24 protein-coding genes are annotated in these 26,059 nt (G+C 72.5%); 17 read left to right on the top strand and 7 right to left on the bottom strand.

Features of this window, described 5'->3' with window-relative positions:
* The first annotated feature begins 15 nt into the window (after nucleotides 1-15).
* The 5 genes from AB0B33_RS28685 to ribA are packed head-to-tail and all read left to right on the top strand — an operon-like array spanning nucleotide 16 to nucleotide 3,965.
* Nucleotides 16-414: a 6-carboxytetrahydropterin synthase gene (locus AB0B33_RS28685; RefSeq protein WP_086857063.1), complete on the top strand. Its 399-nt coding sequence runs from the start codon at nucleotides 16-18 to the stop codon at nucleotides 412-414.
* Nucleotides 411-1,478, top strand: coding sequence for a glycosyltransferase family 4 protein (locus AB0B33_RS28680; RefSeq protein WP_247018126.1), 1,068 nt, complete (start codon nucleotides 411-413; stop codon nucleotides 1,476-1,478). The genes AB0B33_RS28685 and AB0B33_RS28680 overlap by 4 nt, the downstream gene beginning before the upstream one ends.
* Nucleotides 1,475-2,302: a class I SAM-dependent methyltransferase gene (locus tag AB0B33_RS28675; protein WP_360777307.1), complete on the top strand. Its 828-nt coding sequence runs from the start codon at nucleotides 1,475-1,477 to the stop codon at nucleotides 2,300-2,302. The genes AB0B33_RS28680 and AB0B33_RS28675 overlap by 4 nt, the downstream gene beginning before the upstream one ends.
* Complete coding sequence (locus tag AB0B33_RS28670; protein ID WP_360777305.1) at nucleotides 2,299-3,318, top strand: lysylphosphatidylglycerol synthase transmembrane domain-containing protein; 1,020 nt, start codon at nucleotides 2,299-2,301, stop codon at nucleotides 3,316-3,318. Before AB0B33_RS28675 ends, AB0B33_RS28670 begins: the two co-directional genes overlap by 4 nt.
* On the top strand, nucleotides 3,315-3,965 hold the full coding sequence (gene ribA / locus AB0B33_RS28665; RefSeq protein WP_360777303.1) for a GTP cyclohydrolase II: 651 nt from the start codon (nucleotides 3,315-3,317) through the stop codon (nucleotides 3,963-3,965). The genes AB0B33_RS28670 and ribA overlap by 4 nt, the downstream gene beginning before the upstream one ends.
* Here the strand turns inward: ribA and AB0B33_RS28660 are convergent.
* Complete coding sequence (locus AB0B33_RS28660; protein WP_360777301.1) at nucleotides 3,954-4,652, bottom strand: creatininase family protein; 699 nt, start codon at nucleotides 4,650-4,652, stop codon at nucleotides 3,954-3,956. The genes ribA and AB0B33_RS28660 overlap by 12 nt on opposite strands.
* A 29-nt stretch (nucleotides 4,653-4,681) precedes the next feature.
* Between AB0B33_RS28660 and AB0B33_RS28655 the strand changes: the two genes are divergently transcribed.
* From AB0B33_RS28655 to AB0B33_RS28635, 5 genes are all read left to right on the top strand, one after another.
* The gene (locus AB0B33_RS28655; protein ID WP_360777299.1) at nucleotides 4,682-5,482 is read left to right on the top strand and encodes an inositol monophosphatase family protein; all 801 of its coding nucleotides are present in this window, start codon (nucleotides 4,682-4,684) and stop codon (nucleotides 5,480-5,482) included.
* A 137-nt stretch (nucleotides 5,483-5,619) separates the two neighbouring features.
* Complete coding sequence (locus AB0B33_RS28650) at nucleotides 5,620-7,101, top strand: serine/threonine-protein kinase (protein WP_360777297.1); 1,482 nt, start codon at nucleotides 5,620-5,622, stop codon at nucleotides 7,099-7,101.
* A gap of 87 nt (nucleotides 7,102-7,188) precedes the next feature.
* Complete coding sequence (locus tag AB0B33_RS28645; RefSeq protein WP_360777363.1) at nucleotides 7,189-8,247, top strand: glycosyltransferase; 1,059 nt, start codon at nucleotides 7,189-7,191, stop codon at nucleotides 8,245-8,247.
* Between the two features lie 207 nt (nucleotides 8,248-8,454).
* A complete protein-coding gene (locus tag AB0B33_RS28640) occupies nucleotides 8,455-8,700 on the top strand; it encodes a hypothetical protein (protein ID WP_360777295.1) in 246 nt (81 codons plus the stop codon).
* Between the two features lie 2 nt (nucleotides 8,701-8,702).
* Nucleotides 8,703-9,632, top strand: coding sequence for an RNA polymerase subunit sigma-70 (locus tag AB0B33_RS28635; RefSeq protein WP_360777293.1), 930 nt, complete (start codon nucleotides 8,703-8,705; stop codon nucleotides 9,630-9,632).
* Here the strand turns inward: AB0B33_RS28635 and AB0B33_RS28630 are convergent.
* Both AB0B33_RS28630 and AB0B33_RS28625 read right to left on the bottom strand, forming a co-directional pair.
* A complete protein-coding gene (locus AB0B33_RS28630) occupies nucleotides 9,619-12,864 on the bottom strand; it encodes a GH92 family glycosyl hydrolase (protein ID WP_360777291.1) in 3,246 nt (1,081 codons plus the stop codon). The two genes, AB0B33_RS28635 and AB0B33_RS28630, sit on opposite strands and share 14 nt — an antisense overlap.
* A 103-nt stretch (nucleotides 12,865-12,967) precedes the next feature.
* Nucleotides 12,968-14,284 carry a PLP-dependent aminotransferase family protein gene (locus AB0B33_RS28625; protein WP_360777289.1) on the bottom strand — a complete coding sequence of 439 codons (1,317 nt, stop codon included), beginning with the start codon at nucleotides 14,282-14,284 and terminating at the stop codon, nucleotides 12,968-12,970.
* A 47-nt stretch (nucleotides 14,285-14,331) separates the two neighbouring features.
* Between AB0B33_RS28625 and AB0B33_RS28620 the strand changes: the two genes are divergently transcribed.
* The gene (locus AB0B33_RS28620; RefSeq protein WP_360777287.1) at nucleotides 14,332-15,327 is read left to right on the top strand and encodes an aldo/keto reductase; all 996 of its coding nucleotides are present in this window, start codon (nucleotides 14,332-14,334) and stop codon (nucleotides 15,325-15,327) included.
* Here AB0B33_RS28620 and AB0B33_RS28615 read toward each other — a convergent pair whose 3' ends face one another.
* The gene (locus AB0B33_RS28615) at nucleotides 15,328-15,951 is read right to left on the bottom strand and encodes a response regulator transcription factor (RefSeq protein ID WP_360777285.1); all 624 of its coding nucleotides are present in this window, start codon (nucleotides 15,949-15,951) and stop codon (nucleotides 15,328-15,330) included.
* Nucleotides 15,948-17,048 (bottom strand): sensor histidine kinase, encoded by a 1,101-nt coding sequence (locus tag AB0B33_RS28610; RefSeq protein WP_360777283.1) that lies wholly within the window; start codon nucleotides 17,046-17,048, stop codon nucleotides 15,948-15,950. Before AB0B33_RS28610 ends, AB0B33_RS28615 begins: the two co-directional genes overlap by 4 nt.
* Before the next feature lie 155 nt (nucleotides 17,049-17,203).
* On the opposite strand from AB0B33_RS28610, the gene AB0B33_RS28605 reads away from it, so the two are divergent.
* Together AB0B33_RS28605 and AB0B33_RS28600 are read left to right on the top strand one after the other, a co-directional pair.
* The gene (locus tag AB0B33_RS28605; RefSeq protein ID WP_360777281.1) at nucleotides 17,204-17,719 is read left to right on the top strand and encodes a heme-binding protein; all 516 of its coding nucleotides are present in this window, start codon (nucleotides 17,204-17,206) and stop codon (nucleotides 17,717-17,719) included.
* Between the two features lie 14 nt (nucleotides 17,720-17,733).
* Entirely contained in the window at nucleotides 17,734-18,939 is a 1,206-nt protein-coding gene (locus AB0B33_RS28600; protein ID WP_360777279.1) for an amidohydrolase family protein, read from the top strand.
* Here AB0B33_RS28600 and AB0B33_RS28595 read toward each other — a convergent pair.
* Nucleotides 18,929-19,777, bottom strand: coding sequence for a LysR family transcriptional regulator (locus tag AB0B33_RS28595; RefSeq protein ID WP_360777277.1), 849 nt, complete (start codon nucleotides 19,775-19,777; stop codon nucleotides 18,929-18,931). The two genes, AB0B33_RS28600 and AB0B33_RS28595, sit on opposite strands and share 11 nt — an antisense overlap.
* Nucleotides 19,778-19,860: 83 nt before the next feature.
* On the opposite strand from AB0B33_RS28595, the gene AB0B33_RS28590 reads away from it, so the two are divergent.
* Together AB0B33_RS28590 and AB0B33_RS28585 are read left to right on the top strand one after the other, a co-directional pair.
* Complete coding sequence (locus AB0B33_RS28590; protein ID WP_360777275.1) at nucleotides 19,861-21,111, top strand: MFS transporter; 1,251 nt, start codon at nucleotides 19,861-19,863, stop codon at nucleotides 21,109-21,111.
* Nucleotides 21,112-21,201: 90 nt separating this feature from the next.
* The gene (locus AB0B33_RS28585) at nucleotides 21,202-21,384 is read left to right on the top strand and encodes a hypothetical protein (protein WP_360777273.1); all 183 of its coding nucleotides are present in this window, start codon (nucleotides 21,202-21,204) and stop codon (nucleotides 21,382-21,384) included.
* Nucleotides 21,385-21,430: 46 nt separating this feature from the next.
* Here AB0B33_RS28585 and AB0B33_RS28580 read toward each other — a convergent pair whose 3' ends face one another.
* Nucleotides 21,431-24,322 carry a tetratricopeptide repeat protein gene (locus AB0B33_RS28580; protein ID WP_360777271.1) on the bottom strand — a complete coding sequence of 964 codons (2,892 nt, stop codon included), beginning with the start codon at nucleotides 24,320-24,322 and terminating at the stop codon, nucleotides 21,431-21,433.
* A gap of 148 nt (nucleotides 24,323-24,470) precedes the next feature.
* Between AB0B33_RS28580 and AB0B33_RS28575 the strand changes: the two genes are divergently transcribed.
* Nucleotides 24,471-25,064, top strand: a complete 594-nt coding sequence (locus AB0B33_RS28575; protein ID WP_247018160.1) for a hypothetical protein — start codon at nucleotides 24,471-24,473, stop codon at nucleotides 25,062-25,064.
* 39 nt (nucleotides 25,065-25,103) lie between these two features.
* On the top strand, nucleotides 25,104-26,048 hold the full coding sequence (locus AB0B33_RS28570; protein WP_360777269.1) for a hypothetical protein: 945 nt from the start codon (nucleotides 25,104-25,106) through the stop codon (nucleotides 26,046-26,048).
* Nucleotides 26,049-26,059: the final 11 nt, after the last annotated feature.

Below are 26,059 nucleotides of genomic sequence, written 5' to 3'. Positions count from 1 at the left end.
GCATCGGAGGTCTTGGTGTTCAGCATCACCGTCCGTGACCACATGATGGTCGCCCACAGCTTCCGCGGAGAAGTCTTCGGACCCGCGCAACGCCTGCACGGCGCGACCTTCGTGGTGGACGCGACCTTCCGCCGCGCCGAACTCGACGAGGACAACATCGTCGTCGACATCGGCAAGGCCACGGAAGAGCTCAAGGCGGTGCTGAGCGACTTGAACTACCGCAACCTCGACGACGAGCCGGAGTTCAAGGGCGTCAACACCTCGACCGAGTTCCTCGCGAAGGTCGTGGCCGACCGCCTCGCCGACGCCGTCCACGCCGGCCGCCTCGGCGAAGGCGCGCGAGGACTCGAAGGCATCGCCGTCTCGCTGAAGGAGTCGCACGTCGCCTGGGCGAGTTACGAGCGTGCGCTGTGACCGCGCTGTACGTGGTCCTGCCCGGGGACGTCGACGACGCGTCCGTTCCCAGCGGGGGCAACACCTACGACCGCCGGATGTGCGACCGGCTCACCGCCGCCGGGCTCGACGTGCACGAGATCGCCGTGGCCGGTTCCTGGCCGCGGCCGGACACCGAGGCCCGCGCGGTCCTCGGCCACCTCCTCGCCGCGCTGCCCACCGGGTCGGCCGTGCTGCTCGACGGCCTGGTCGCGTGCGGCGTGCCCGAGGTCGTCGTCCCGCAGGCCCGGCGCCTGTCGCTCTCGGTGCTGGTGCACCTGCCGCTGGCCGACGAGACGGGCCTGCCGCCCGCGCTCGCCGCCGAGCTCGACGCGCTGGAGCGCGAGACGCTGCGGGCCGCGAGCTCGGTCGTCGCGACCAGCGAGTGGGCCGCGCGCCGGCTGATCGGCCACCACGGCCTGGCCCCGCACCGCGTGCACGCCGTGCCACCGGGGGTCGACCCGGCGCCGCCCGCCGTCGGCACCGACGGCGTGTCCCGGCTGGTCTGCGTCGCGAACGTGACCCCGCGCAAGGGGCAGGGCGTGCTCGCCCAGGCCCTCGAAACCGTCGCCGACCTGCGCTGGACCTGCGAATGCGTCGGCGGCATCCGGCGCGAGACGAAGTACGTCGAGCGGCTGCGCGAGCACCGGCTCGGCGCCCGCTTCACCCTCACCGGCCCCCGGACCGGCGCGGCGCTGGACGCGACCTACCACTCCGCCGACCTGCTCGTCCTGCCCTCGCGCGCCGAGACGTACGGCATGGTCGTCACCGAAGCCCTCGCGCGCGGCGTGCCGGTGCTGACCACGGCCGTCGACGCGCTGCCCGACACCCTCGGCGTCGCCCCCGACGGCTCGGTGCCCGGGATGCTCGTCCCCGGCGACGACGTCGCGGCGCTCGGCGCGGCCCTGCGCCGCTGGCTCACCGAACCCGAGCTGCGGACGCGGCTGCGGGCCGCGGCGAAGCTGCGCCGCGAGACCCTCACCGGCTGGGACGACACCGCCCGCCGGATCGCCGACATCGTCCAGCGGCAGGAGGCGGCGGCATGACCGCGTTCGCGCCGGACTGGCTCTACCTGCGGGAACCCGCCGACGCCGCGGCCCGCGCCCCCGAACTCGTCGAGACGCTGCGCGAGCACCTGCCCGAGGGCGACCTGGTCATCCGCGACCTCGGCTGCGGCACCGGCTCGCTCGGCCGCTGGCTCGCCGCCCGCCTGCCCGGCGCCCAGCACTGGATCCTGCACGACAACGACCCCGGGCTGCTCGAGCGCGCCCGCACCGAGCTGCCGGCCACCGCGCTGGACGGCAGCCCCGTCGACGCCGTCGCCGAGCGGCGGGACGTCACCGCGCTGCGCGCCGCCGACCTCGCCGGGACGTCGCTGGTCACCGCGTCCGCGCTGCTCGACCTGCTGACCAGGGACGAGGTCACGGCGCTGGCCACGGCCATCGCCGAAGCGGGCTGCGCGGCGCTGCTGATGCTGTCGGTCACCGGCAAGGTCGAGCTCTCGCCCGGCGACCCGCTCGACCCCGCTCTTTCCGCCGCGTTCAACGCCCACCAGCGGCGGCTCACCGGCGGCCGCCGGCTGCTCGGCCCGACCGCGGTGGACGTCGCCGCGACGGCGTTCGGCCGGCTCGGCGCCACCGTCGTGCGCGCGGAGAGCGCGTGGCGGCTCGGGCCGGACCAGGCGGAACTGCAGCGGCAGTGGCTCGAGGGCTGGGTCGGCGCCGCCGTCGAGCAGCTGCCGGAACTGCGCCCGGTCTCCGACGTCTACCTGCAGCGACGGCTGGAGATGGCAGCGGCCGGCGAGCTGCACGCGGTGGTCCACCACGGCGACCTGCTGGTCCTGCCGCCGAGCCCGGGGGTGGCGGCGTGAAGCGCGCACTGGCGTGGCTCCGGATCCTCGGCGCGGTAGGGATCCTCGCGGTCCTCGTCTGGCAGCTCGGCAGCGCCGCCTTCCTCGACGGTCTCGGCCGGATCAGCGCGCCCGGCGTGCTGGCCGCCCTGGCCATCGGCTTCGCGACGACGGGGTTCAGCGCGGGCCGCTGGCAGATCGTCGCCACCCGGCTGGGCCTGCGGCTTTCCCTGCGGACCGCGGTCGCCGACTACTACCGCGCGCTGTTCCTCAACGGCGTGCTGCCCGCGGGCGTCCTCGGCGACGTCCACCGCGCGGTGCAGCACGGCCGCGACTCGGGTGACGTGCCGCGCGGCGTGCGTGCCGTCGTCCTGGAGCGCACCGCCGGCCAGCTCGTGCTGATCGCGTCCGCGGTGGGTGTCGTGCTCCTCGTCCCGGATGCCGTGCCCGGCGCCTTCCGCGAGGTCGTGACGGTCACCGGCGTGGTCGTCGTGCTCGCCGCGGTCGCCGGGATCGTCGCCGGCCGGGTGTTCGGCGGGCGCTGGATCCACAGCGAGTCGAAGGTCCGGCGCGGCTTCGCCGTCACCCTCGCCGACCTGCGGCTCGGCCTGTTCACCCGCGAGACCTGGCCCAGCGTCGGCTTCCTGTCGGCCGCGACGCTGGCCGGGCACCTGGCGCTGTTCGTCGTCGCCGCCCGGGTCGCCGGGGTGACCGCGTCCGTCGGGCAGCTGGTCCCGCTGATGGTCCTCGCGCTGCTCGCGATGGGTCTCCCGCTCAACATCGGCGGCTTCGGCCCGCGCGAGGGCGTCTGCGCCCTGCTCTTCGGCGCGGCCGGTCTGGGCGCCGCCCCAGGTGTCACCGTCGCCGTCGTCTACGGCGTGCTCACGCTGGTCGCGAGCCTGCCCGGCGCCGGTGTCCTGCTCGTCCGGAGCGTCGCCGGGTTCCGCGTGACCCGCGCTCCGCACACCGGTGCCGTGCCCGCGCCGCGCTCCGCGGCCGACACCGGGATCGAATCGGAAGTGGGGTTGAAATCATGACCGCAAGCGACGTCGTCGGGGACGTGCCGCACCGGGCCGTGGTCGAACGGGTCGTCGAGACCCGGCTGCCGACCCGGCACGGGACGTTCCGCGCGGTCGGCTACCTCGACCGGGCCGGCACCGAACAGGTCGCGCTGGTGTACGGCGAGATCACCGAGCTCGGCACGCTGACCCGCGTGCACAGCGAGTGCCTGACCGGCGACGTCTTCGGCTCGACGCACTGCGAGTGCGGCGACCAGCTGGCGGCGGCGCTGGACCGGATCGTCGAGGAGGGCTCGGGCGTACTGGTCTACGTCCAGGGCCACGAGGGCCGCGGGATCGGCCTGCTCGCGAAGCTGAAGGCGATGCGGCTGCAGGACGAAGGCCTCGACACGGTCGACGCGAACGTGGCGCTCGGCCTGCCGATCGACGCCCGCGACTACCACGCGGCGGCGGCCATCCTGCAGGACCTGGGGGTCCGGTCGGTGCGGCTGCTGTCGAACAACCCGGAGAAGGTCGAGCAGCTGACGCGCTACGGAATCCGGATCAGCGAGCAGGTTCCGCTGCTGGTTCCGCCGAACCCGGAAAGCCTGCGCTACCTCCGCACGAAGGCCGAGCGGATGGCCCACCTGCTCCCGCACCTGGACCAGGCCTTCTCAGGCGCCTAACGCGTCGAGCGCCCCGGCGAAGCGCCGGACCAGCGTGTCCAGCAGGACGTGTCCCTTCGCCGCCGTCGCCAGCGAGGGACGGCCGACCACTCCTGATTCCGTGTACGCCCGCAGGCCGCGCGTCAGCAGGTGCTCCCGGTCGGTGACGTGGTCGGCCTCCTCGTACCCCGGCCGGACCAGGTGCGGGTGCGCGTGCAGCAGGATCGACGTCTCCAGCTCGCCCGCGTGCATGTCGTCGTCCAGCGACGTCCGCAGGCCGGCCGCGGTGTGCGCGGCCTGCCAGTCCGCGACGCCGGGGAACAACGCCATCGCGCCCGCCGCCTCTTGGACCACATTGGACAGTACGTAGTTGCCGCCGTGCCCGTTGACCAGCACGAGCCGGTCCACGCCGGACGCCTTCAGCGACTCGGCGACGTCGGTGACCACGGCGTGCAACGTGCGCGCCGAGATGCTCACCGTGCCGGCCCACCCCGCGTGTTCGTGCGAGCAGGAGATCGTGATCGGAGGCAGGTGGAACACCGGGTACGCGGCGGCGACGGCCTTCGCGAGGGTCGCCGCGATCACCGCGTCGGTGGCCAGGGGGAGGTGTGCGCCGTGCTGCTCGAAGCTGCCGATCGGCAGCACCGCGACCGACGCCCGCCGCGCCTGCTCGTCGGTGGTGGTCGCGAGCGGGAACAGCTCGGTCATGGGCGCGTCCCTTCTCTATGTTGGGTGGCATGACCGAGCATGCCGCACTGCTGGCCGTCGCGCGCGAAGCCGTGGCGAAGGCGACCGGGATCGTCCGGTCGCGCCCGACCTTTTCCGTTTCCGCGAAAGGCGATCGCGACCTGGTGACCGACGTCGACACCGCCGTCGAGGACGTGCTGAGGGAGTTCCTCGCCGCCGAAACCCCCGAACTCGGCTTCCTCGGCGAGGAGCGCGGCCGCAGCGGGGCCGAGGGCGGCCGCTGGTGGGCCCTCGACCCGATCGACGGCACCGCGAACTTCGCCCGCGGGATTCCGCTCTGCGGCATTTCCCTGGCGCTCGTGGACGGCGAACACAGCACGGTCGCCGCGATCGCCCTGCCGTACCTCGGCGTCACGTACACGGCCGCGCGCGGCGAAGGTGCTTTCGCTAACGGGGAGCGGATCGGCGCGTCGCGGGCGACGGAGCTGTCCGACGCGATGATCGCCGTCGGTGACTTCGCGATCGGGGAACTCGCCGAAGAGAAGAACCGCGCGCGGCTGGCGCTGCTGACCGACCTCGGCGCGCGGGCGCAGAAGATCCGGATGCTGGGCACCGCGGCGGTCGACCTCTCGTGGACGGCGGACGGAAAGCTCGACGCCGCACTGATCCTGTCCAACAACCCGTGGGACACCATGGCCGGCGTGCTGCTCGTGCGCGAGGCCGGCGGTGCCGTCGTCGACCGCGACGGCAGCGAGCACACGGTCGGTTCCGTGGCGACGATCGCCGTCGGCGCCGGGCTGCGCAAGGAGATCGTGGACGCACTTGATCGCGCGTTCGGGGTTGTTCGTTAGGATCGCGGGTATCCGGGTGGGCGGCGCCACAGCGCGCGATTGCACTGCCCGCCCAAGGTTTTCGGTTAGGTTGGTACCGGTGGGCCGCCACGGCTGGCATGCTGACCGGATCTCTCGGCCACTTCGGAGAATGGTGGATGCTCGTGGAAAGTCGCCGGATCCGCGATCGGTACCGGCTGCTCGAGCCGATCGGCGGCGGCGCGATGGGCACGGTGTGGCGGGCCCAGGACGAAAAGCTCGACCGCACCGTGGCGATCAAGGAACTCCTGCTGCCGCACGACCACGACGAGCACCGCACGCAAGAAGCGAAGAACCGCGCGATGCGCGAGGCGCGGATCGCCGCCCGGTTGCAGCATTCCCACGCGATCACCGTGTTCGCGGTCCTCGAGGAGGAGGACCGGCCGTGGTTGATCATGGAATACCTGCCGTCGAAGAGTTTCGCGGTCTTGATCCGCGAGGAGCCGACGTCGGTCGACGACGCCATCCGCGTCGGCGCGCAGATCAGTTCCGCGCTGGCCGGCGCGCACCGCGCCGGGGTCGTGCACCGCGACGTGAAGCCGGCCAACATCCTGGTCTCCGAGGACGGCACGGCGAAGATCACCGACTTCGGGATCTCCCGCGCGATCGGTGACGTCAAGCTGACGGCGACCGGCGAGATCGCCGGCACGCCCGCCTACCTCGCGCCCGAGGTGGCCCGCGGCGAGGACGCCGACTTCGCCGCCGACGTCTTCTCCCTCGGCGCCACGCTCTACGCCGCGGTCGAGGGGAAGCCGCCGTACGGCACCGCCGACAACCCGATCGCCTTGCTCTACAAGGCGTCCAGCGGCGAGATCGAGCCGCCGGAGCAGGCGGGCAGGCTGACGCCGCTGCTGCTGCGGATGCTCGCCTCCGACCCGGCCGAGCGGCCGTCGATGGACGAGGTCGAGCGGGAGCTCGTCGCGCTGCTGCCGGACGCCGAGCCCGGCGAGTCGGTGCTGGCGGCGACGCTGCCCGAGGCCGAGCCGGCGGCGGTGCCCCCGGTGCCGCCCGCGCCCGCCGCGGTCGCCGTGCCCGCGGGCGAGGTCGCCTCGGTGTCACCGGGCGCGCGCAAGGGCCTGATCGCCGTCGGGGCGGGCGCGGCGCTGCTGTGCGTCGCGGTCGTGGTGGCGATCCTGCTGGTCGTGCGGCAGAAGCCGCCGACGGACAACGCCGCGCCCCCGGCGTCGCCGTCCGTTTCCGCCTCGGCTTCGGTCACGCCGCCGCCACCGACGTCCCCGGCGCCGACGTCCCCTTCGACGGCGCCCACGACGTCGGCACCGCCCACCTCGACGCCGGTTTCGAGCGTGGCGTCGACGAAGACCGCGGCCGACGCGCTCAGCGCGTACTACGCGTTGCTGCCGAACAACACAGCGGAGGCGTGGAACCTGCTCACGGACCGCTTCAAGGCGTCGCGCAGGCAGACGCTGGCGACGTACCAGAACTTCTGGCGCCAGTACAAGTCGGTGAAGGCCGACAGCGTGCGGGAGATCAGTCCCGGGCGGGTCACCGCGCACGTCCTCTACGACGGGGGCAAGGGCGAGAACGACACCTTCACGTTGGTCCAGGAAGGCGGCATCTGGAAGATCGACGCCCAGAGCTGAACCTTCCCGGCTCCGGCCGCGTGTGACGGATGAGGCGTCCCGCCGTCGATCCACGCTGGAGGTTGAGCGATGAGGCCTGCCGACCCGATGGTGTTCATCCTCCCGGCCGCCCCACCGGGGAGCGACACGTACGACAAGCGCATGTGCCAGAACCTGCCCGCCGTCGGGCAGCCGGTGCTCGAACTGCCGATCGCGGGCAACTGGCCGGAGCCCGACGCGACGTCGAGACGCCGGCTCGCGCGCTCGCTGGCGGCGCTGCCCGACCGGACGGTGGTGCTGCTCGACGGCATGATCGCGTCGGGCGTACCGGAGATCGTCGTCCCGCACGCCCGCCGCCTGCGGCTGGCCGTGCTGGTCCACCAGGCCCTGGCCGACGAGCCCGGCCTCGACCCGGCGCACGCCGCGGAGCTGGACGCGTGCGAGCGCGAGACGCTGCGGATGGCCGGGATGGTCGTCGCGACCAGCCCGTGGCTCGCCCGCCTGCTGATCGACCGGCACGACCTGGACCCGAGCCGCGTGTACGTCGCCAAGCCGGGCACCGACGCGGCCCCGCTGGCGGCGGGCGCCGACGGCGTGTCCAGGCTGCTGTGCGTCGGCGACGTGACCCGGCGGAACGGCCAGGACCTGCTGGTCCAGGCCCTCGGCGAGGTCGACCACCTGGCCCTGTCGTGCGTCTTCGCGGGCTCACTGGCCACGGACCCGGCGTACGTGGACGAGCTGCACTGGTCGATCGAGCGCCTCGGCTTGGGCGGCCGCATCACCCTGGCCGGCGACGCGGTGGACCTGGCGGCGGCGTACAACGCAGCGGACCTCCTGGTCATCCCGGCCCGCGCGGCGACGTCCGGCATGTACGTCGCCCAGGCACTGGCCCGCGGCATCCCGGTCCTGGCCACGGAGGTCGGCGGGGTGTACGACGCGCTGGGCGTCGACGCGGACGGCGAGGTCCCGGGCCTGCTGGTGGACCCGGACGACCCGTTCTCGCTGGCAGACGCTTTGCACCGGTGGTACGCGGACCCGGAGCTCCGCCGCTCTCTCCGGACGGCGGCGCTGGGCAGGGGGAGCGCGCTGGAGGAGTGGGACGTGGCGGCACGGCGGTTGACGCACGTGCTTTCGCGGCTGGCTTCGGAGCCTCGCATCGTCGCCTGAGGCTTGCCCGGCTGAACCCTGACGCGATGCTCGATTTCGAGGGCGGCTTCCTCGAAGTCGTCGGCCGCGACCCCGACCGCCCGCTGCGCGACCAGCTCCTGGGCTTCCGCGACCTGGTGTCGGCCGACATGGACTGGCCGCTCTCCTGCTCACCGCGGCCTCGACGGGCTCGAGGCGTTCTTCAACTGGCGTTCGCGGTGGGTGCTGATGGAGGAGACCCGCTACAACCTCAACCGGATCCGCGACGAGCTGGACTACTACCTCGTCGGCACCCCGACGGCCGAGCTGAGCCGCGGGCGGTTGCAGGAGTTCTTCGACCGCCGCGGGGGTGACGTGGGCCGACGCGAGCCGCCAGTGGGTCGAGTTCCGCCGCCTGGACCGGCCGCCGCAGTCGCCCGACATCCGGTCCTGACCGATTCCTTTCGCGCCCGCCACCGGTCGGTACAAAGGTGACCGTGGATTTCGAGCCCTACCGGCGGGAGCTGCTGGCCCACTGCTACCGCATGCTCGGCACCCCCGACGAGGCCGAGGACGTCGTGCAGGAGACCTACCTCCGCGCGCTCAAGGCGTACGACCGCTTCGAGGGCCGCGCCTCGGTCCGGACATGGCTGTTCCGGATCGCGACGAACGCCTGCCTGACGGCTCTGGAGCAACGCGCCCGCCGTCCGCTCCCGTCCGGCCTCGGTGCGTCCGCCACCGACCCGGACGCCCCGCCCACCCCGGCCGAACCGGGTGACGCCTGGCCCCGCCCGATCCCGGACGCGCTGATCACGCCGGAGTCGGCGGACCCGGCGGCCATCGCCGTGGCCCGCGACGGCGTCCGCCTCGCTCTGATCGCCGGCCTCCAGCTCCTCCCGCCGCGGCAGCGCGCGGTCCTGATCCTGCGCGAGGTGCTGGCCTTCCCGGCGGCGGAGGTCGCGGAGATGCTCGGCACGACCGTCCCGGCGGTGAAGAGCACCCTCCAGCGAGCCCGCGCCCGGCTGGACACCGGCGCCCCGGGCGGCGCGCTGGCCGAGCCGGCGCAGGTCGCCCTGCTGGAGCGCTACATGAGCGCGTTCACGACTTCGGACCTGGCCGCGCTGGAGCAGCTCCTGCGTGAGGACGCGGTGATCGAGCCGGTCCCGTCCCGCTCGTGGTTCGCGGGGAAACGCACGTGCGTGGCCTTCCTGCGCCACGTGATCGGCGCCCCGGGCGACTGGCGGATGACCCCGACCCGAGCGAACGGCCACCCCGCGGCGGCCACCTGGCACCGCGGCGAACCGTTCGGCGTGGCGGTGCTGACGCCGGGGACGGGCGGCATCGCGCGGATCACCGTGTTCGGCTTCCCTGACCTGGTGGAACGGTTCGCCGGCGCACCGGCGAACCGAACCGTCACGCCAGGGTGAGCGCGTAGATCTCCACCCTCGGGTCGTTCGGCAGGCTCACCGACTGCACCGTCTTCCCGCCGTCCAGCGCGGCCGAAATCCCGAACAGCCGCACCGGCGGGCCGTCCACCCCGCTCCCGGCCTTGATCCGGTGCGGCATCTCCAGCACCACCGGCGACCCCGACCCGGCCCAGTCGCCGAACGTCGCCGTCAGGTCAGCGCTGGTCCCGTCCGTGTAGTGCGCGGTCAGCGTCGTCGACACCGGGCCGTTGTGCGACGCCCCGACGAGCCGCAACGCGCCGTGCTGACCGGCCGGCAGCAACAGCGACTGCCCGCGAGCCTCCACGAAGTTGGGCGAAGTCCCCGAAGCGTCCGGAGCCGCGTAGGTCACGCCGTCCCAGACGACCGGGCCCGCCGGCGGGAGCAGGGAAGCGTCGTAGCTCCAGCCGCCGCCGTCGAAGTTGCCTTCCGTCGAAGCCGCCACCGTCGCCGTGCCGTCGTGGTTGAGGTCGCGGGAGAGGTCCACCGCGCACTGTGCGCCAGAAGACGCGCACACCGACGGCGTCCGGACCTCGACCGTCGCCGAGCGCGAGACGCTGTTCGCGCCCAGCCCGTTCACCTTGACCTGCACCGGGTACGTCCCCGGCGCGGTCCCGGCCGGGACCGTCAGCGTGATCGGCGCGGTCTTCTGCACCGGCAGCCGCGCCGACCAGATCAGCTGCAGCGGCTGGACCTGGGCCTTCCACTTCGGAGGCGCGGACACCGAAACCGTCACCGGCTGCAGCGCCGGGTTCTGGGCCAGCACGTCCAGGTCGAGGTGCACCTGCTGCGCCGCCCCGGCCGGGATCACCACGGACGTCTGCCGCAGCGACGCGTCGACGTGCCGCCGCGGGTCACCGGCCGCGTTGTTCACCGAAGGCGGCGTCGCGCCCGGCGACGTGCCCCACGACGACGGCTTGGACCCGAGCTTGTGCGAAAGCGTCCCGCCGTGCGCCAGCGCGGACCAGTCCAGCGACGTCTGCCGGACGTCGCGGCCGTTCAACGACACGCTCTGGATGTACCGGTTCGCGTCGGAAGCCCCCGGCGCGGTCACGGTCAGCGTGCCGCCCTGGGTGCGCCCGTACTGTCCGATCCGGACGGTCGCCGACTCGAACTGCGGGCTCGACACCGCGAGGAAGTTCGCGCCGCTCATCGTCGGGTACAGCCCGAGCGAGGAGAAGACGTACCAGGCGGACATCGTGCCGAGGTCGTCGTTGCCGGTCATGCCGTCCGGGCCGGTGGTGAACAGTGTCATCGCCGCGCGGACGACGGTCGCCGTCTTCGCCGGCGCGCCGACCCAGTTGTACATGTAGGGCGCGAGCAGGTCGGGTTCGTTGTTCGGGTTGTAGGTCGCCTTGCCGTAGTAGTCGTACGGGCTGGCGATCCAGTCCTTCCGCGCCGTCCCCGCCGGGTCGGAAAGCAGGTTGCCGTACGCGAAGAACGAGTCGAGGCGCTTCTCGGTCGTCGTGCGCCCGCCCATCAGCGAGACCAGCCCGGCCGGGTCCTGCGGCACGAGCCACTGGTACTGGTAGGCACCGCCTTCGTGGAACTGGTGGTCGGCGTCGACCGGGTTGTACGGCGTGAGGAACGTGCCCTCGGTGGTGCGCGGCCGGAACTGCTGGATCGAGGAGTCCCACAGGTTGCGGTACCACTGGCCGCGGTCGGCGAACAGCTTCGCGTCGGCGTTGTGCCCGAGCCCGCGGGCCATCAACGCCAGCGCCGCGTCGGCCGCCGAGTACTCCATGGTCGCCGACGCCGGGTGCTCGCAGTCGTTGTCGCCGCCCTTGGCCGCGCAGTCCTTGCCGAGCTCCAGACCGCTCGGGATGTACCCGCGGTCGTTGTAGTAGCCGACGCCGGAACGGCCGTTGTACGGCGAATCGGCGGGCGGCGTGGTCGTCGCGTTCTTCTTGAGCAGCGCGTACGCCTCTTCTTCGTGCCCGGCGAGCAGGCCCTTCGACCACGCTTCGACCAGGAACGGCGTCACCGGGTCGCCGGTCATGATGTTGGTTTCGCTCTCGGCCAGCGCCCAGCGCGGCAGCCACCCGCCGTCACGCCCGATGGCGACGACCGACAGGGCGACGTCCCGCGCGACCTGCGGCTCGAGCATCTCCAGCAGCTGGTTCTGCGGCCGGTAGGTGTCCCACAGCGAGAAGTTCTGGTAGGGCGTGTAGCCGCTCGCGGTGTGCACCTTGCCGTCGAAGCCGGTGTACGCGCCATCGGTGTCGCCGGCCAGGTTCGGGTGCAGCTGCGCGTGGTAGAGCGCGGTGTAGAACGCCGTCTGCCGGTCGGTCGTGCCGCCGCCGATCTTGATCGCGCCGAGCTTGTCGGCCCACTGCTGGTGCAGCGCGGCGCGGGTGGCGTCGAAGTCGTAGTCCGACGTCTCCGCGGCGAGGTTCTTCCGCGCGCCGTCGAGACCGGTGTAGGACAGGCCGACCTTGAGCACGACGTCGTGGTCGGTGCTCGCGTCGAAGCTGGCCCAGGCGCCGTTGCCGCCGGTACCCGCGGCGTCGCGGCTGCCCGGCGTGCGCGTCGAGTCGCGCCAGGTGCCGTACGAGCTGAACGGCCGGTCGAAGGTCGCGGTGAAGTAGACGGTGTGCTCGTCGTGCCCGGCGCAGAAGCCGCCGGCTTTGACCCGCCCTTCGAGCGTCCGGTCACCGACGACGTGGATTTCGGAGTCCTTCACGGACTGGTTGGCCTGGCCGGTGTTGAACAGGACGTTCGCCTGCCCGGTCGAGGGGAACGTGTAGCGCTGCCAGCCGGTGCGCGCGGTCGCGGTCAGCTCGGCGTTCACGCCGTACTTCTTCAGCCCGACGCGGTAGTAGCCGGGCTCGGCGTGCTCGTCGTCGTGGCTGTACTCGGACTTGTAGGCGTTCTTGTCGACGCTGTCGACGGCGCCGGTGGTCGGCATGATCGGCAGCTCGCCCATCACGCCGCAGCCGACGCCGGACAGGTGCGTCTGGCTGAAGCCGTAGATCGCGTTCTGCAGGTAGTCGTAGCCGCCCTGACCGCCGGTGTCCGGGCTGACCTGCACCATACCGAAGGGCGCGCTCGCGCCGGGGAACGTGTTGCCGAAGTTCTGCGTGCCGACGAACGGGTTGACCAGGCTCACCGGATCCGCCGGGGCGGGCGCCGCCTGCGCCGCGGCGGGGGCCAGGCCGACGACCACCACCCCCGCGGCCACCGCGGCGGCGATCCGTCTGCTCTGCGACCACATGGGCGCACCTCCCAGGAGATGACAACGTTGTCAAACGTCGACCGGCGGTCAGGCCCGCGGTCGGTGAGCCACCTTGCCACCTGGATGCGGCTTTTGGAAGACCTCACCCGGCCGCTTGCCGCAGCAACCGGGCGGCCTCGCCGACAGCGTTGTCGGCGAGGTTGCCGTAACCGAGGACGAGCGCGGGCTCGCCGGGCGCGGCGCGGTAGTCGTCGAGATCGGCCACCTTCACGCCGTTCTCGCGCGCCGCCCGCGCGACGGCTTCCGCGTCCCGGTCGAGGTGCAGGACGAGGTGGAGGCCGGCCGCGGCACCGGAGAGCCGGGCGGGCCCGAGCGCCTCGACGAGCCGGTCGCGCCGCGCGCGGTACCGCAGCCGCGCGGCCCGCAGGTGCCGGTCGTAGCCGCCGCTCCCGACGAACCCGGCGAGCGCCAGCTGGTCGACGACGGGCGGCGCGTGTCCCACGACAGTCCACTGTGGAGGAACGACCGCCCAGCCGAGCCCGAGCGCCGGGCTGAGCGTCTTGCTGACGGACCCGAAGAGCGCGACCCGGCCCGGATCGGTGCCCTGGACCGTGCCGACCGGCCGCCGGTCGTACCGGAACTCGGCGTCGTAGTCGTCTTCGAGGACGAGCCCGTCGACTTCCCGCGCCCAGGCGAGGAGTTCGGCGCGCCGCCGGGGTGAAAGCACGACACCGGTGGGGAACTGGTGCGCGGGCGTGACGAGCACGGCCCGCGTCCCGCCCGGGATCCGCCCGACCTCGATGCCTTCCTCGTCGACCGGAACCGGATCGATCGCCATCCCGGTCGCCGCGGCGGCGCGGTGCAACCGCGTCCACCCGGGATCTTCGACGGCCAGCCGCGTGACGCCCTTCTCTTGCAGGGCGCGGCAAACACGGGTGACGCCGTCGGTGACACCGCCGCAGATCACGACGTCGTCCGTCTCGGCGCCGCGCACCCGCCGCAGGTAGTCACTCAGGACTTTGCGCAACCGGGGGTGGCCGCCCGGCTCGGGCAGCCCGAAGTCGGTGTGCGGCACGGTGGTGAGCACTTCGCGCACGGCGTCCGCCCACCGCTGCCGCGGGAAGTGCCGCAGGTCGGGCAGCCCGGGAGCGAGGTCGTACCGCGGCGGCGCCGGCCGGGCCGGCGGCTGGGCGGCGACGGCGTCCCCGACCCGCCGGACCCGGGTGGCGGAGCCGGTGCGCCCGTCGAGGTACCCCTCGGCGACGAGCTGCGCGTACGCCTGCGTCACGACCCACCGCGAGCAGCCGAGGTCGGCGGCGAGCTGACGGCTCGGCGGTACCGCGACGCCGTCTTCGAGCCCGCGGATCGCCTTGCGCAGGGCGCGCGCGAGCTGCTCGTGCTTCGGCCCCGGTCCGGTCAGCTCCAGCAGGACACCCCAATTGGTCTGTGATCCGGCCACGACATTGGACTGTAGTACCGGACCGATTCCCCTTTAGGTTCGTCTCCATGAAGAAGGTGGAACTGGGCCGGACCGGTCAGCACGTCAGCCAGGTGTCGCTGGGCTGCATGACGATGGGCACGTCGACCGGCGAACCGGCGTCGGCGCGCATCCTGGACGCGTACCTCGACGCCGGAGGCGACTTCCTCGACACGGCGAACTGCTACGCCTGGTGGGCCGGGCCGTCTTGCACCGGCGGCGAAAGCGAAGCCCTGCTCGGCCGGCTCCTGAAGGGCCGCCGGGACCGGGTCTTCCTGGCGACGAAGGTCTCCGCGCAACCCCTGGACCTGCCCGCGGCCCGCGCCGCCGCCCGCCCCGACGGCACGACGGACTGGGAAGCCCGGGAGCGGACGTACGAAGGCGCGAGCGCCGCGGTGATCCGGCGTTCGGTGGAGGAAAGCCTGCGGCGCTTGGGAACGGACCACATCGACCTGTACTACGTCCACGTCGACCTCCGCCGCGAACCGCTGGAGGAGACCCTGTCCGCTTTGGACGGTCTGGTCCGCGCGGGCAAGGTCCGGTACACGGGCTGGAGCAACGTCCGCGCGTGGCGGCTCGAACGCATCCGCACCTTGGCCGCGGCGAACGGCTGGGCGTCCCCGGTCGCGGTCCAGGTCCAGCACTCGTACCTGCGGCCGACGGGCGCCGACGTCCCGTCGATCGCGGGCGGGGAGCTCCTGGACTGGCTTTCGCTGCACCCGGACGTCTCCCTGGCCGCGTATTCCGCCCTGCTGCGCGGGATCTACGACGACGCGGCCTACCGGGAGTCCACTCCGATCTGGCGCGCGTACGCCGGTCCGGACTCCGAAGCGCGGCTGGCCGCGGTGGCGAAGGTGGCCTCCGCGCTCGGCGCGTCCGGCAACCAGGTGGCGCTGGCGTGGTTGCTCCACAAGGGAGTGATCCCGCTGATCGGCCCGCGAACCTGGGAGCACTACGAGTCGATCGCCCCGGCGTTCACTTTGGACCTTCCCGAGGAGCACCTGTCCCTTTTGGACAACGCCTGATCAGTCCAGCAGGCGCTGTTCCTTGGCGACGGCGACGGCACCGGACCGGGTGTCCACTTCGAGCTTCGCGTAGATCCGGCTCAGGTGCGTCTTCACCGTCGCCTCGCTGATGAACAGCGCGCGGGCGATCTCCCGGTTGCCGAGTCCGTCGGCGAGCTGCCGGAGGATGTCCCGTTCACGGGCGGTCAACGTGGGCCGCGGCGTGCGCAGCTGCGCCATCATCCGGTCGGCGACCACCGGGGACACCGCGGTGCGCCCGGCCGCGGCCGCCTCGATCGCCGCGTACAGCTCGTTGGCGGACCCGGCTTTCAGCAGGTAGCCGGTCGCGCCGGCGGCGATCGCGCGGCTGATGTCGGCGTCGGTGTCGTACGTCGTCAGCACGAGGATCCGGGGCGCACTGGGGGTGCCCCGGATCCGGCGCGTGGCCTCGATCCCGTCGATGCCGGCGCCGAGCTGGATGTCCATCAGGACGACGTCGGGGTGCACGGCGGCGGCGGTCGCGACGGCTTCCTCCCCGCTCGCGGTTTCGGCCACGACGTCGATGCCGTCGGCGCCGGCGAGCAGGGCGCGCAGCCCGGCGCGCACGACGGCGTGGTCGTCGCAGACCAGAACCCTGATCGTCATGGCGCTGCCTCCACCGGGATCGCGGCCGAAACCACCGTGCCCTGGCCGGGCGCGGACTCCACGGTCAGCCTGCCACCGAGCTGCCGGGCCCGGACGCGCATGGCGGGCAGCCCGTGTCCCCGGTCGCTTCGGGGCGAGGCCTCGGTGAACCCGCGCCCGTCGTCGGCGACGTCCAGCACGACCTGGTCGTCGAGGTAGGTGAGGGTGAGCACGACGCGGCCGGCCTCGGCGTGCTCGCGCGCGTTGGCCAGCGCGCCCTGGGCGATCCGGACCACAGTGGACTGGACGCGCTCCGGCAGCGGCCGCTCGTCGCCGTCGATGCGGACGTCGACCGGCAGCCCGGCCCGGCCGGCCACCGCGCGCAACGCCGCCTCGAGCGTGGCGTCGGCGAGGTCGGCGGGCGCGAGGTCCTGCACGAGCCGCCGGGCTTCGGACAGGTTGCCCGCGCCGATGCGCTGCGCGGCACGCAGGTGCTCACGGGCCAGCTCGGGCCGCTCCCAGGCCTGGTCGGCGGCCTGCAGCAGCATCGACTGGCTGGACAGGCCCTGCGCGAGGGCGTCGTGCAGCTCCCGGGACACGCGGTGCCGCTCGGCCAGCACGCCGGCGCGGCGCTCGGATTCACGCAGCCGCTCGGCCTGCCGCCGCATGAAGGTGATCACCGCGGCGGTGACCGCGGCGATGGCGATCGGCACGGTGGTCAGGTTCGGGTCGAAGCCGTCGGCCAGCCGGTTCTGCGACACGACGACCAGCGCCGTGATCACGCCGACGAGCGCGAGGGCCTGCCCGGCCGGCAGCGTCCGCAGGCCGGTGACCAGCAACGGGATCGCCGACCAGGCGAAGCTGGGTGCGAGCACCACCAGGACGATCCAGAGCGCCAGCACGACGGTCAGCCAGACGAGGTGCCGCTCGACGAACAGGCCGGCGCCGTACGCGACGACCAGGGCCGCGGTGAACCCGATCACCCACGGCTGCAGGGGCGTGCCTTCGTGGCGGGTCAGGAACCGCACCGCCGAAGCCAGCACCAGCAGGAGGAACGCCGAGTGCATGACCGCGGCGAGCCACCGCGTGTCGGCGTCGGCTCCGCTCATGCCGTCCATGCTCGCTCCTTTCGGCTCCGGAACCAGCCTCGACCGGCCCCGATGTCCGCGCATCAGCCGAACGGATGACCTCGGTGTCGATCGGTTTGATGACGAAAAGGACCTGGTGGCGGGCGGAAGCTGGAGCCATCGAACCCCGACCCGAGGAGCAGACCGTGATCTCGACCCGCACCCGCATCGCCGCCGCCGTCGCCGGGCTGGCCGCCGTCGGCGCCACCACCGTCGGTGCCGTCTCGGCCACCGCGGCCCCGGCCACGCCGAAGGGTGTCATCCAGACCTCGCACCTGTCGATCGCCGCCGCCACGAAGGGCGCCCAAGCCGCGCTGGACGCCGCCACGAAGGCGGGCCAGCGCGTGTCGGTCGCCGTGGTGGACCGCGACGGCACCACCGTCCTCACCCTGCGCGGCGACGGCGCGGGCCCGCAGTCCTACAGCTCGGCGCAGCAGAAGGCGTTCACGGCGGTCTCGTGGAACGCGAAGACGTCCGAGCTGGTCGGCCGCCTCCAGCAGGCCCCGACGCTGAAGGACATCGACGGCACCCTGTTCCTGGCCGGCGCCGTCCCGGTGACCGCGGGTAGCACCCCGATCGCCGCGATCGGGGTCGCGGGTGCGCCCTCCGGCGCGCAGGACGAGTCGTTCGCGCAGGCCGGCGTGGACGCCATCGGCAAGTGACTAGCGTGGCTCCCATGTGGATCCGAGATGTCCGGCCCTGGGGCGGCGAACGCAGTGACGTCGAGCTGAACGGCGACCGGATCGCCGCGGTCCGCCCGCACGACCCGGCGCCGGTCCCCGGTGCGGTCGAAGGCCGCGGCCGCCTGCTGTTCCCGGCGTTCAGCGACGTCCACGTGCACCTCGATTCGACGCGGATCGGACTGCCGTTCCGGCCGCACACCGGCGCTCCGGGCGTCTGGGCGATGATGACGAACGACCGGGAGAACTGGCGCACGGCGGAGGTCCCGCTGCCCGAGCGGGTGGCGGGCACGCTGGAGCGGATGATCGCCAACGGCACCACGCGGGTGCGCAGCTACGCGCAGGTCGACGTCGACTGCGGGCTGGAGAAGCTCGACGCCGTGCTGGCCGCGCGGGAGAAGTTCGCGAACCAGGCGGAGGTGCACGTCATGGCGTTCGCGCAGGCGGGCATCCTGCGCGAACCGGGCACCCTGGACGTCCTCGACGCGGCGATGCGCTCCGGCGCGACGGTGATCGGCGGCATCGATCCGTGCACTGTGGACCGTGACCCCAAGGGCCACCTGGACGCCGTGTTCGGCCTGGCCGAGAAGCACCAGGCGGAGATCGACATCCACCTGCACGAGCCGGGTCACCTCGGCCTGTTCTCGACGGACCTGGTGCTCGAGCGCGTGCGGGCGCTGGACATGCGGGGCAAGGTCACGATGTCCCACGCCTACGACCTCGGCTCGATCTCCGAGTCGGTCAGCCGCCGGGTGATCGACGACTTCGCCGAGCTCGACATCGCGATGACCACGGTGGCGCCGTCTTCCGCCGGGCAGCTGTCGCTTTTGGACCTCGTTTCCGCGGGCGTGCGGATCGGGCTCGGCGAGGACGGCCAGCGGGACTACTGGAGCCCGTACGGCAACTGCGACCTGCTGGACCGCACGTGGCAGCTGGCGTTCACCCGCGGCTTCCGCCGCGACGCGGACATCGAGCTGGCGCTGGCGGTCGCCACGCTGGGCGGCGCGTCGATCATGAGCCACGACGTCCCGCGCCTGGCCGGCGTCGACGACCGGCCGGGCCTGGCCGTCGGCGACCGCGCGGACCTCGTGCTGGTCGACGGCGAAACGCCGACCAGCGCGGTGATGGACCGCGGCCGCGACCGGACCGTGCTGCACGACGGCGTCGTGGTGGCCGACGGCTTGGCGGTGCTCAAGCCCTGACGCGCCCGGCTGTGGCGAGCAGCGCGGCGACGTTCGGCTTGTGCTCGTCGCGCTTGCGCCAGGTCATGGTGACGGCGGTCGTCTCCCCGGCGAGGGGTACGGCGACCGCGTCACCGCGGCCGGCGAGCGCGGGCACCAGTGCGCACCCCATCCCGGCGGCCACGCACCGCCCGAGCGCGGCGATGCTGGCGACTTCGGTCTCGATGACCGGCCCGTCGATCCGGTCCAGCATTTCCCGGAAGCCGCACCCCTTCGGCGTGGCGAGGAAACCGACCCCGCGGAGGTCGCCGGGCTCGATCTTTTCCCTGTCCGCCAACGGGTGTCCGGGTGGGACGATGACGACGAGTGGCTCTTCCCCGAGGCGTTCGCTCGCGAACGCGGGGTCGGCCGGCGGGCTGCCGAAGGTGAAGCAGACGTCCACTTCGGACTGACGCACGGCCTGGTACAGCTCGCCGCGTCCGCCTTCGGTCAGCGTCAGCCGCACGCGCGGCCACTTGGCCCGGTACTCGGTGAAAATCTCCGGGATCCAGTGCGCGCACAGGGTTTCCAGTGCGCCGACGGTCAGTTCGCCTTCGGGCTCGCCGCGGTTTTCCTCGACCGCGGCCTTGGCTTCCTCGGCGAGGGAAAGCATCCGGTCGGCGTACCCGATCAGACGTTCGCCGGCGGACGTGAGCCGCAGCTGCCGCCCGCGGTCGAACAGCTTCGACCCGAGTTCCGCTTCCAGTGCCTGGATTTGCTCGGTGACGCTGGACTGCGCGTAGTGCAGTTCCGCGGCGGCGCGGGTGAAGTTGAGCGTCCGCGCGACCACGCGGAAGGTGCGCAGGTGGCGCAGTTCCATGGCATCCCCCATCGGAGTTCCCGATACCGCCTATCGTAACTCCCTGCTTCCACCGGTGTCACCGAGCGTCCAGGCTTCGAGGTGTGGCAAGACTCCTCACCGGCCTTTCGCTGGGTTACTTCCTGGTCATGCTGGACACGACGATCGTGACGGTGGCGCTCCCGGCGCTGTCGCCTTCGCTGGCGGACCAGCAATGGATTTCGAACGGCTACACGCTGACGTTCGCGGCGTTCCTGCTGACGGCGGGCGCGTGGTCGGACCGCTTCGGCGCCCGCCGGGTGTTCTTGACCGGCTTGGTCGCCTTCGCGGTGCTGTCGGGGTTGTCCGCGTTGGCATCCCCCTCGTTGTTGATCGCCCTCCGCGCGCTGCTGGGTGTGGCGGGGGCTTTGCTGGTGCCGTCGTCGCTGTCCTTGATCGCGACGGCGTACCCGGTGCCGGCCGCGCGCGCCAGGGCGATGGGGGTGTGGGCGGCGGTGAGCGGAACGGGGCTGGTGGCGGGCCCGCTGCTGGGCGGCGTGCTGACGGAGGCGTTCGGCTGGCGCGCGATCTTCGTCGTCAACGTCCCGGTGGCGCTGATCGCGCTGGCGCTTTCCCGCTCCGCGCCGTCGATGCCGCCGAAGCCGGGGCGGATGGACGTGCCCAGTCAGCTGGCCGCGATAGTCTCTTTGTCGACATTGACGTACGCCCTGGTCGAAGGCGTTTTCTGGGCCCTGGCGCCCGCCGTCGTGGCGGCACTGGTGTTCCTCCGGGCGCAACGCCGGCCGGACGCGATGCTCCCGCGCCGGCTCGTTTCCTGGGGCCTCCTGGCGGGCGCGATCGTGAACTTCGGCCTGTCGGGCGTCCTGTTCGTCCTGTCGCTGTACTTCCAGCAAACCCGCGGCTACACCCCGTCGGCCACCGGCTTGGCGTTCCTCCCGCTGACCGTCCCGACGGCGTTCAACCCGATCTTCACCGGCCGCCTGGTCGCCCGGATCGGCCCGCGCATCCCCGCGGTTTCCGGCTTTTCCCTGATGGCATCGGGAACGCTGCTCCAGGCGTTCTCGCCCCCGGAAGCGCTCTCGGTGCTCGCCTTGGCAGCACTGGGCTTCGGCGTCTCGCTGGCGATCCCGTCCCTGCTGACCGCGGTGGTCGGTTCGGCGCCGGCGGAACTGGCGGGGATCGCGGGCGGCGCCCTGAACGCGTCCCGCCAGACCGGCGCCGTCCTGGGGGTCGCCGTCCTCGGTGTGCTGGCCTCCGGAACCTCGACGGCGTTCGCGCTGACCGCCGCCGCGGCGCTGCTGTTCGCCGGTGGTGTTTCCTGTTTCCTGTTCTTGCGTGAAACGGGAAACCCCTAGTCGATTAACACTGCTTGACGAATCCTGGTTGCAGGGCCGGAAATCACTCCGGAATCCCCTGAAAAAACCATTCCCGAGGAGGGATTCGTCATGTCCTTGCCCAGAAAGCTGGCCAGAATCGGTGGCCCCGTGCTGGCCCTCTGCATCATCGCGGCGGCGCCGCTGATCGGCTCCACCACGGCGTTCGCGGACGGCGGCGGCAGCACGCCGCCGCCGGTCACGACCACCACCCCGCCGCCGGCGGGCACCGACGGCAACCCCTGGCACGGCTGACGCAGGCCGGGCCGGCCGGGCCGGGGGCGGCCGGCCCGGGCCGCATTCACCGCGAAGCGCAGGCGCATTCCCAATCAACGCGATCGGATCGCAATTCACCGGCTTCCGGCAAACCGAGTTCGGCGAACGCTTCGACGGCGGCGTCCCAATGCGTGACGGCGTCGTCGTGCGCGCCCATCGCGTGCAGCGTTTCCGCGACCCCGCGGTGAGCGCGGGCCTGATAGGTGCGGTTCCCGTCGCCGACGGCCAGGTCCAAGGCCGCGCGGCCGGCGGAGAGCGCGTCCCGGTGCGCACCCCGCGCGAGCGCCGTCGCGCCGCGGTCGAGGTAGAGCTGTGTGCGCAGGTCGGCGTCCGGCACGTTGGCCGCGACCTCCTTGGCCTTGTCGTGGTAGCGCACCGCTTCGGTGAACTTGCCGCGCTGGCGGTGCACGTTGCCGATGTTGTTCAGCGCGTACGCCTCGACGCAGTGGTCGCCGACTTCGGCGGCGTGCGCGTGCGCTTCGGTGTAGCTGCCGAGCGCCTCGGTGAGCAGCCCGAGGTTCTCCTGCACCGAACCGAGGTTGTTGAGCGCGTGCGCGATGCCTTGGACGTGCCCGATTTCCCGCAGCATCCGCGCCGCGGCTTCGTGCTGGCCCAGCGCGACTTCGAGGTTGCCGTGCAGTTCGTTGAGGTAGCCGAGCATGCTCAGCGCGTGGGCTTCGCCCCGCCGGTCCTCACTCAGCTCGTACTTCGCCAGCGCGGCCTCGAGGTGGGCGATCGCCTGCTCGTGCTTGCCCAGCTCCATCGTGGGGATCGCGAGCGCGCACAGCGTTGCCGCTTCGCCCCGCGCGTCACCGAGGCGGTGCCACTTCGGCAGCGCCTGGGCGGCGAGTTCGAGTGCTTCCGCGAGCTTGCCGCGCCGGTCGTTCGCGGTCGCCAGCCGGAGCAGCACGTGCGCCTGGCCGTAGTCGTTGCCGGGGTCGGCCGACACGGTCTCCCAGGCGAGTTCGAGCGTGCCGATCCAGTCCTCGAACTGGTTGGTCGTGTTGAAGTAGCGCCACAGCAGCACGGCGAGGCGCCAGGTGTGCTCGGGCAGGTCGTGCCGGGCGGCGTAGTGGATCGCGGCCACGAGGTTGACCTGTTCGGCGGCGATCCAGCGCAGTCCGGCGGCTTCGTCGGCGAACGCTGGCGTGACCGGGCAGGACCGGTCCGAAGCCGGCAGCTGCGCCCGGTCGAACGGGTATGCGGCACCGACCGCGGCCGCGAGCGTGACCAGGTAGAAGTCGAGCAGCCGCACCAGCGCCTGCCGCGGCGCCGGTTCGACGGCGGCGAACTCCTTGAGCGGGTCCAGCATCTGGTACCGCTCCGGCGCCGCCTCCTCCAGCAGGCTGACCTCGTGCAGGTCGTCGAGCAGCAGCCGGGCCGCGGTGACGTCGCACCCCGCGAGCGCGGCGCCGCCGGCGACGTCGACGTCCGGGCCCGGCAGGCCGCCGAGCAGCCGGAACATGGCGCGCTGCGGCTCGCCGAGCTGCTGGTAGGACACCCGGACAGCGGCGATGCCGTCGTCCTCACCCCACGGGCCACCTTCTTCGAGCAGGTGGAGCAGGTGCTCCAGCGGCCACCGGTCGTGGCGCCGGAACAGCGCGGCGGCGACGCGGATCGGCATCGGCAGGTACCCGCAGCGCTTGACGACCAGCGCGACCTCGGCCGCCCGCCCGCGTACGCGCGCCGCGTCGGTCAGCGCGGTGAACAGCTCGGCGGCCTCGTCCGCCGGCAGCGGTGACAGCCGGACGGGCTCGCCGGTATCGCCCATCCGCCGGCTGGTGACGATGGCGAGGCAGCCGTCGGCTTCGGGCAGCAGCGGCCGGATCTGCTCGGCCGACGCGGCGTTGTCCAGCACGACCAGCGTGCGCGTGCCCCACAGTGTCGTTTGGTAGAGCGTGACCTTCCGGCCGACGGTGGCCGGGATCTGCTCGGCCGGCACACCGAGTTCGACGAGCAGCTCGGTGAGCGCGTCGCCGACGCTGGTCTCGGGCACGCCGGGGGTGAACCCGTTGAGCCGGGCGAGGAGCTGGCCGTCCGGGAACCGGTCGCGCAGCCGGTGCGCGGCTTCGATGGCGAGTCCGGTCTTGCCGACGCCGGGTGCCCCGCTGACCCAGACGGCGCTCCGGCCGGTCACGGCGGCCGTCTCGATCTTGGCGAGCTCGCCGGCCCGCCCGGTGAACGCGCCGGGCCGCGACGGCAGCGAGCTGGGCGGATCGCCGTGTTCGGCGCGCGCGGCGAGGTTGCGCAGCACGGGCCCGGGTTCCATGCGCAGCTCGGCGAGCGCGGCCTGGGTGCCGCGGAAGACGCGCAGCGCGCCGACCTGGTCACCACCGGCGAGCAGGGCACGCATGAGGAGCCCGGCGTGCTTCTGGCTGGCCGGGTCGGACCGCACGAGCGGCCGCAGCCGGTCGCGCGCCGAGCGGTGGTCACCGGTGTCCAGCTCCAGCTCGGCGAGGTCGCCCACGACGTCGGAAAGGCTCTCCTCGGGAAACCCCACCCCAGGCCCGCCGACGCGGTCGATGTCGATGTCCTCGAGGAACCGCCCCCGCCACAGCCCGACGGCCTCCCGCAGCAGCTCGATCTTCCGCCGCGGGTCGTCGGCCCGCCCGGTCTCGGCGCGCAGCCGGTCGAACCGGACGGTGTCGAGCTCCTCGTCGCCGACGCGCAGGAGGTAGCCGGTCGGGGTGGTCTCGATGCCCACGCCGACGTCGCGCAACCGCTTGACGTAGCTGCGCACCAGGGTGGGTTTGGTTTCCCGGCCGGTCCAGACGATCTCGGCGAGGCGGGCGCTCGACACCGGCTTGTTCGCGTTCAGGAGCAGCACGACGAGGACGAACCGCTGCTGCTGGTCACCCAGCGGCACCGGCGCGCCGTCGTGCCACGCCTCCAACGGGCCGAGCATCCGGTACTCCACGCGGCCTCCCCGCTGTCAGCTTGCTGTCCTCTTTTGACATCGCGCAATCGGCCGTCAGGGTTTCGAAAATCCGCATTTCTTGCACGTTCGGTACACGCGCGCTTGCCAGGCTTCGCCCGGTCGAATCAGGGGTGAAGGAGAAACGGATATGGGGTCCGACGTGTTGCCGTGTTACATAGCGTGCGACGTCTCGCTGTCGATGGCCGACCACATCGACGAGCTGAACGCGGGCTTGCGCGAGTTCCGCGGCGCGGTCCACGCGTCGTTGCTGGACCGGGTGCTCTGCAGCGTGATCGGCTTCGGCGCGGCGCCTTCCCTGGTCCAGAGCCTGTTGCCGATGGACGAGCTGGCCGAGCTCCCCCCACCAGGCCCGTCCGCCGGTACCGACTTCGGCCCGGTGTTCACATTCCTGCGCACAGCGATCGAGTCCGACGCGCGGGCGCTGGCGGCCCACCGCGTCCACGTCCACCGCCCCCTGGTGTTCTTCCTGTCCGACGGCCAGCCGACGGACCCGGTGACCTGGCCCGCGGCCTTCTCGTCGCTCGCCGATCCTTCGTGGGCCGACCGCCCCCGAATGGTGGCGTACGGCGTGGGCGACGCGGACGAAGCGGCGTTGAGCCGCATCGGCACGTTCCGTTGCTACCTGGGCCGCGACGGCATCCGCCTGGGAAAGGCCCTGATCGCCGCGGTGATGCACGTTCTGTCCACTTCTCGTCCACCGGGCGATCGCACGCTGTCCTGAAGGGGGTGACCCGCCATGGAGACGCACTGAAGGAGAACGATGGTGGAGCGCGCGGAGCTGATCCAGGAGCTGAAGACGCTGCGCAAGGGCCGAGGCCTGGCGGGCCGCGTGGACGACCGAGTGGGGCCTTTTTTGAGGACGGCGTGCTCAGTGTCCGAGGGCGACGGAATGGTGGCGATCCGCGAGAAGGTTTCAGGCCGGCTGTCGTCGCTGGCCTCGCACCTTCCGGAGGACCTGAGGGTGGCGGCGTTGGCGGCCTTCGCGATCTCGACGGAGGCCCGCCACCCGCTGTACCAGGACCGGGTCAGATGGGCGGCTTCCCTCCTGGACCGAGACCCGCGGACGGTCCGCCGTCGCGTGGACGAGGCGATCGAGGTCCTGGCGGAGCTGGCTTCATCGTCGCCTGCGGCGGCCCCGTCGGCGGACAGCTGGCACACGGCGTCCCTTTCGGTGTCCCTGGTGCTGGACCAGGGGGCGCCGTTGGTCCTCGAGCAACGTCGAATCGTGGCCGATCGGGACGGTCTCACCTCCCTGGACCTGGCGGTTTCCCTCCCGGCCGGCCGCCGCGACGTCTCGGCGACGGTGCTTTACGGCGGACGTCTGGTGGACCGCGGGATGGAGGCGTCGGACCGCTGGGGCTTCGCCCTTGCCTTGCCTCGCCCGTTGACCCGAGGAGAGTCCTGGGAGTCGTCGGTGCTGTTCCGGCTGTCGTCGCCTTCGGCGTTGCACCCGCACATGGTGTGCGTCCCGCGCCAGCCATGCGAGTCCTTCGACCTGCGGGTGCGGTTCGACGGCCAGCCGGAGGTCCGGGTACTGGAGGGAGCGTTCCAGCGGGACGTCTCGGACCCGGCCTACCGCGGTCGCCCGCACGCGGTCGACCCGTCGGGGGAGATCCACCTGCGCTTCCAGCGTCTGACCCCAGGCCTGGCGTACGGGGCTCGGTGGGGGACCGACCAAGTACAGGGAACGGGAGATCGAGGGTGACGGTTGTCGTA

Source organism: Amycolatopsis sp. NPDC049159, assembly GCF_040648295.1.
Classification (GTDB): domain Bacteria; phylum Actinomycetota; class Actinomycetes; order Mycobacteriales; family Pseudonocardiaceae; genus Amycolatopsis; species Amycolatopsis pretoriensis_A.
Note: the sequence above shows the minus strand (reverse complement) of the source record. Positions and strands in the feature narration are given on the sequence as shown.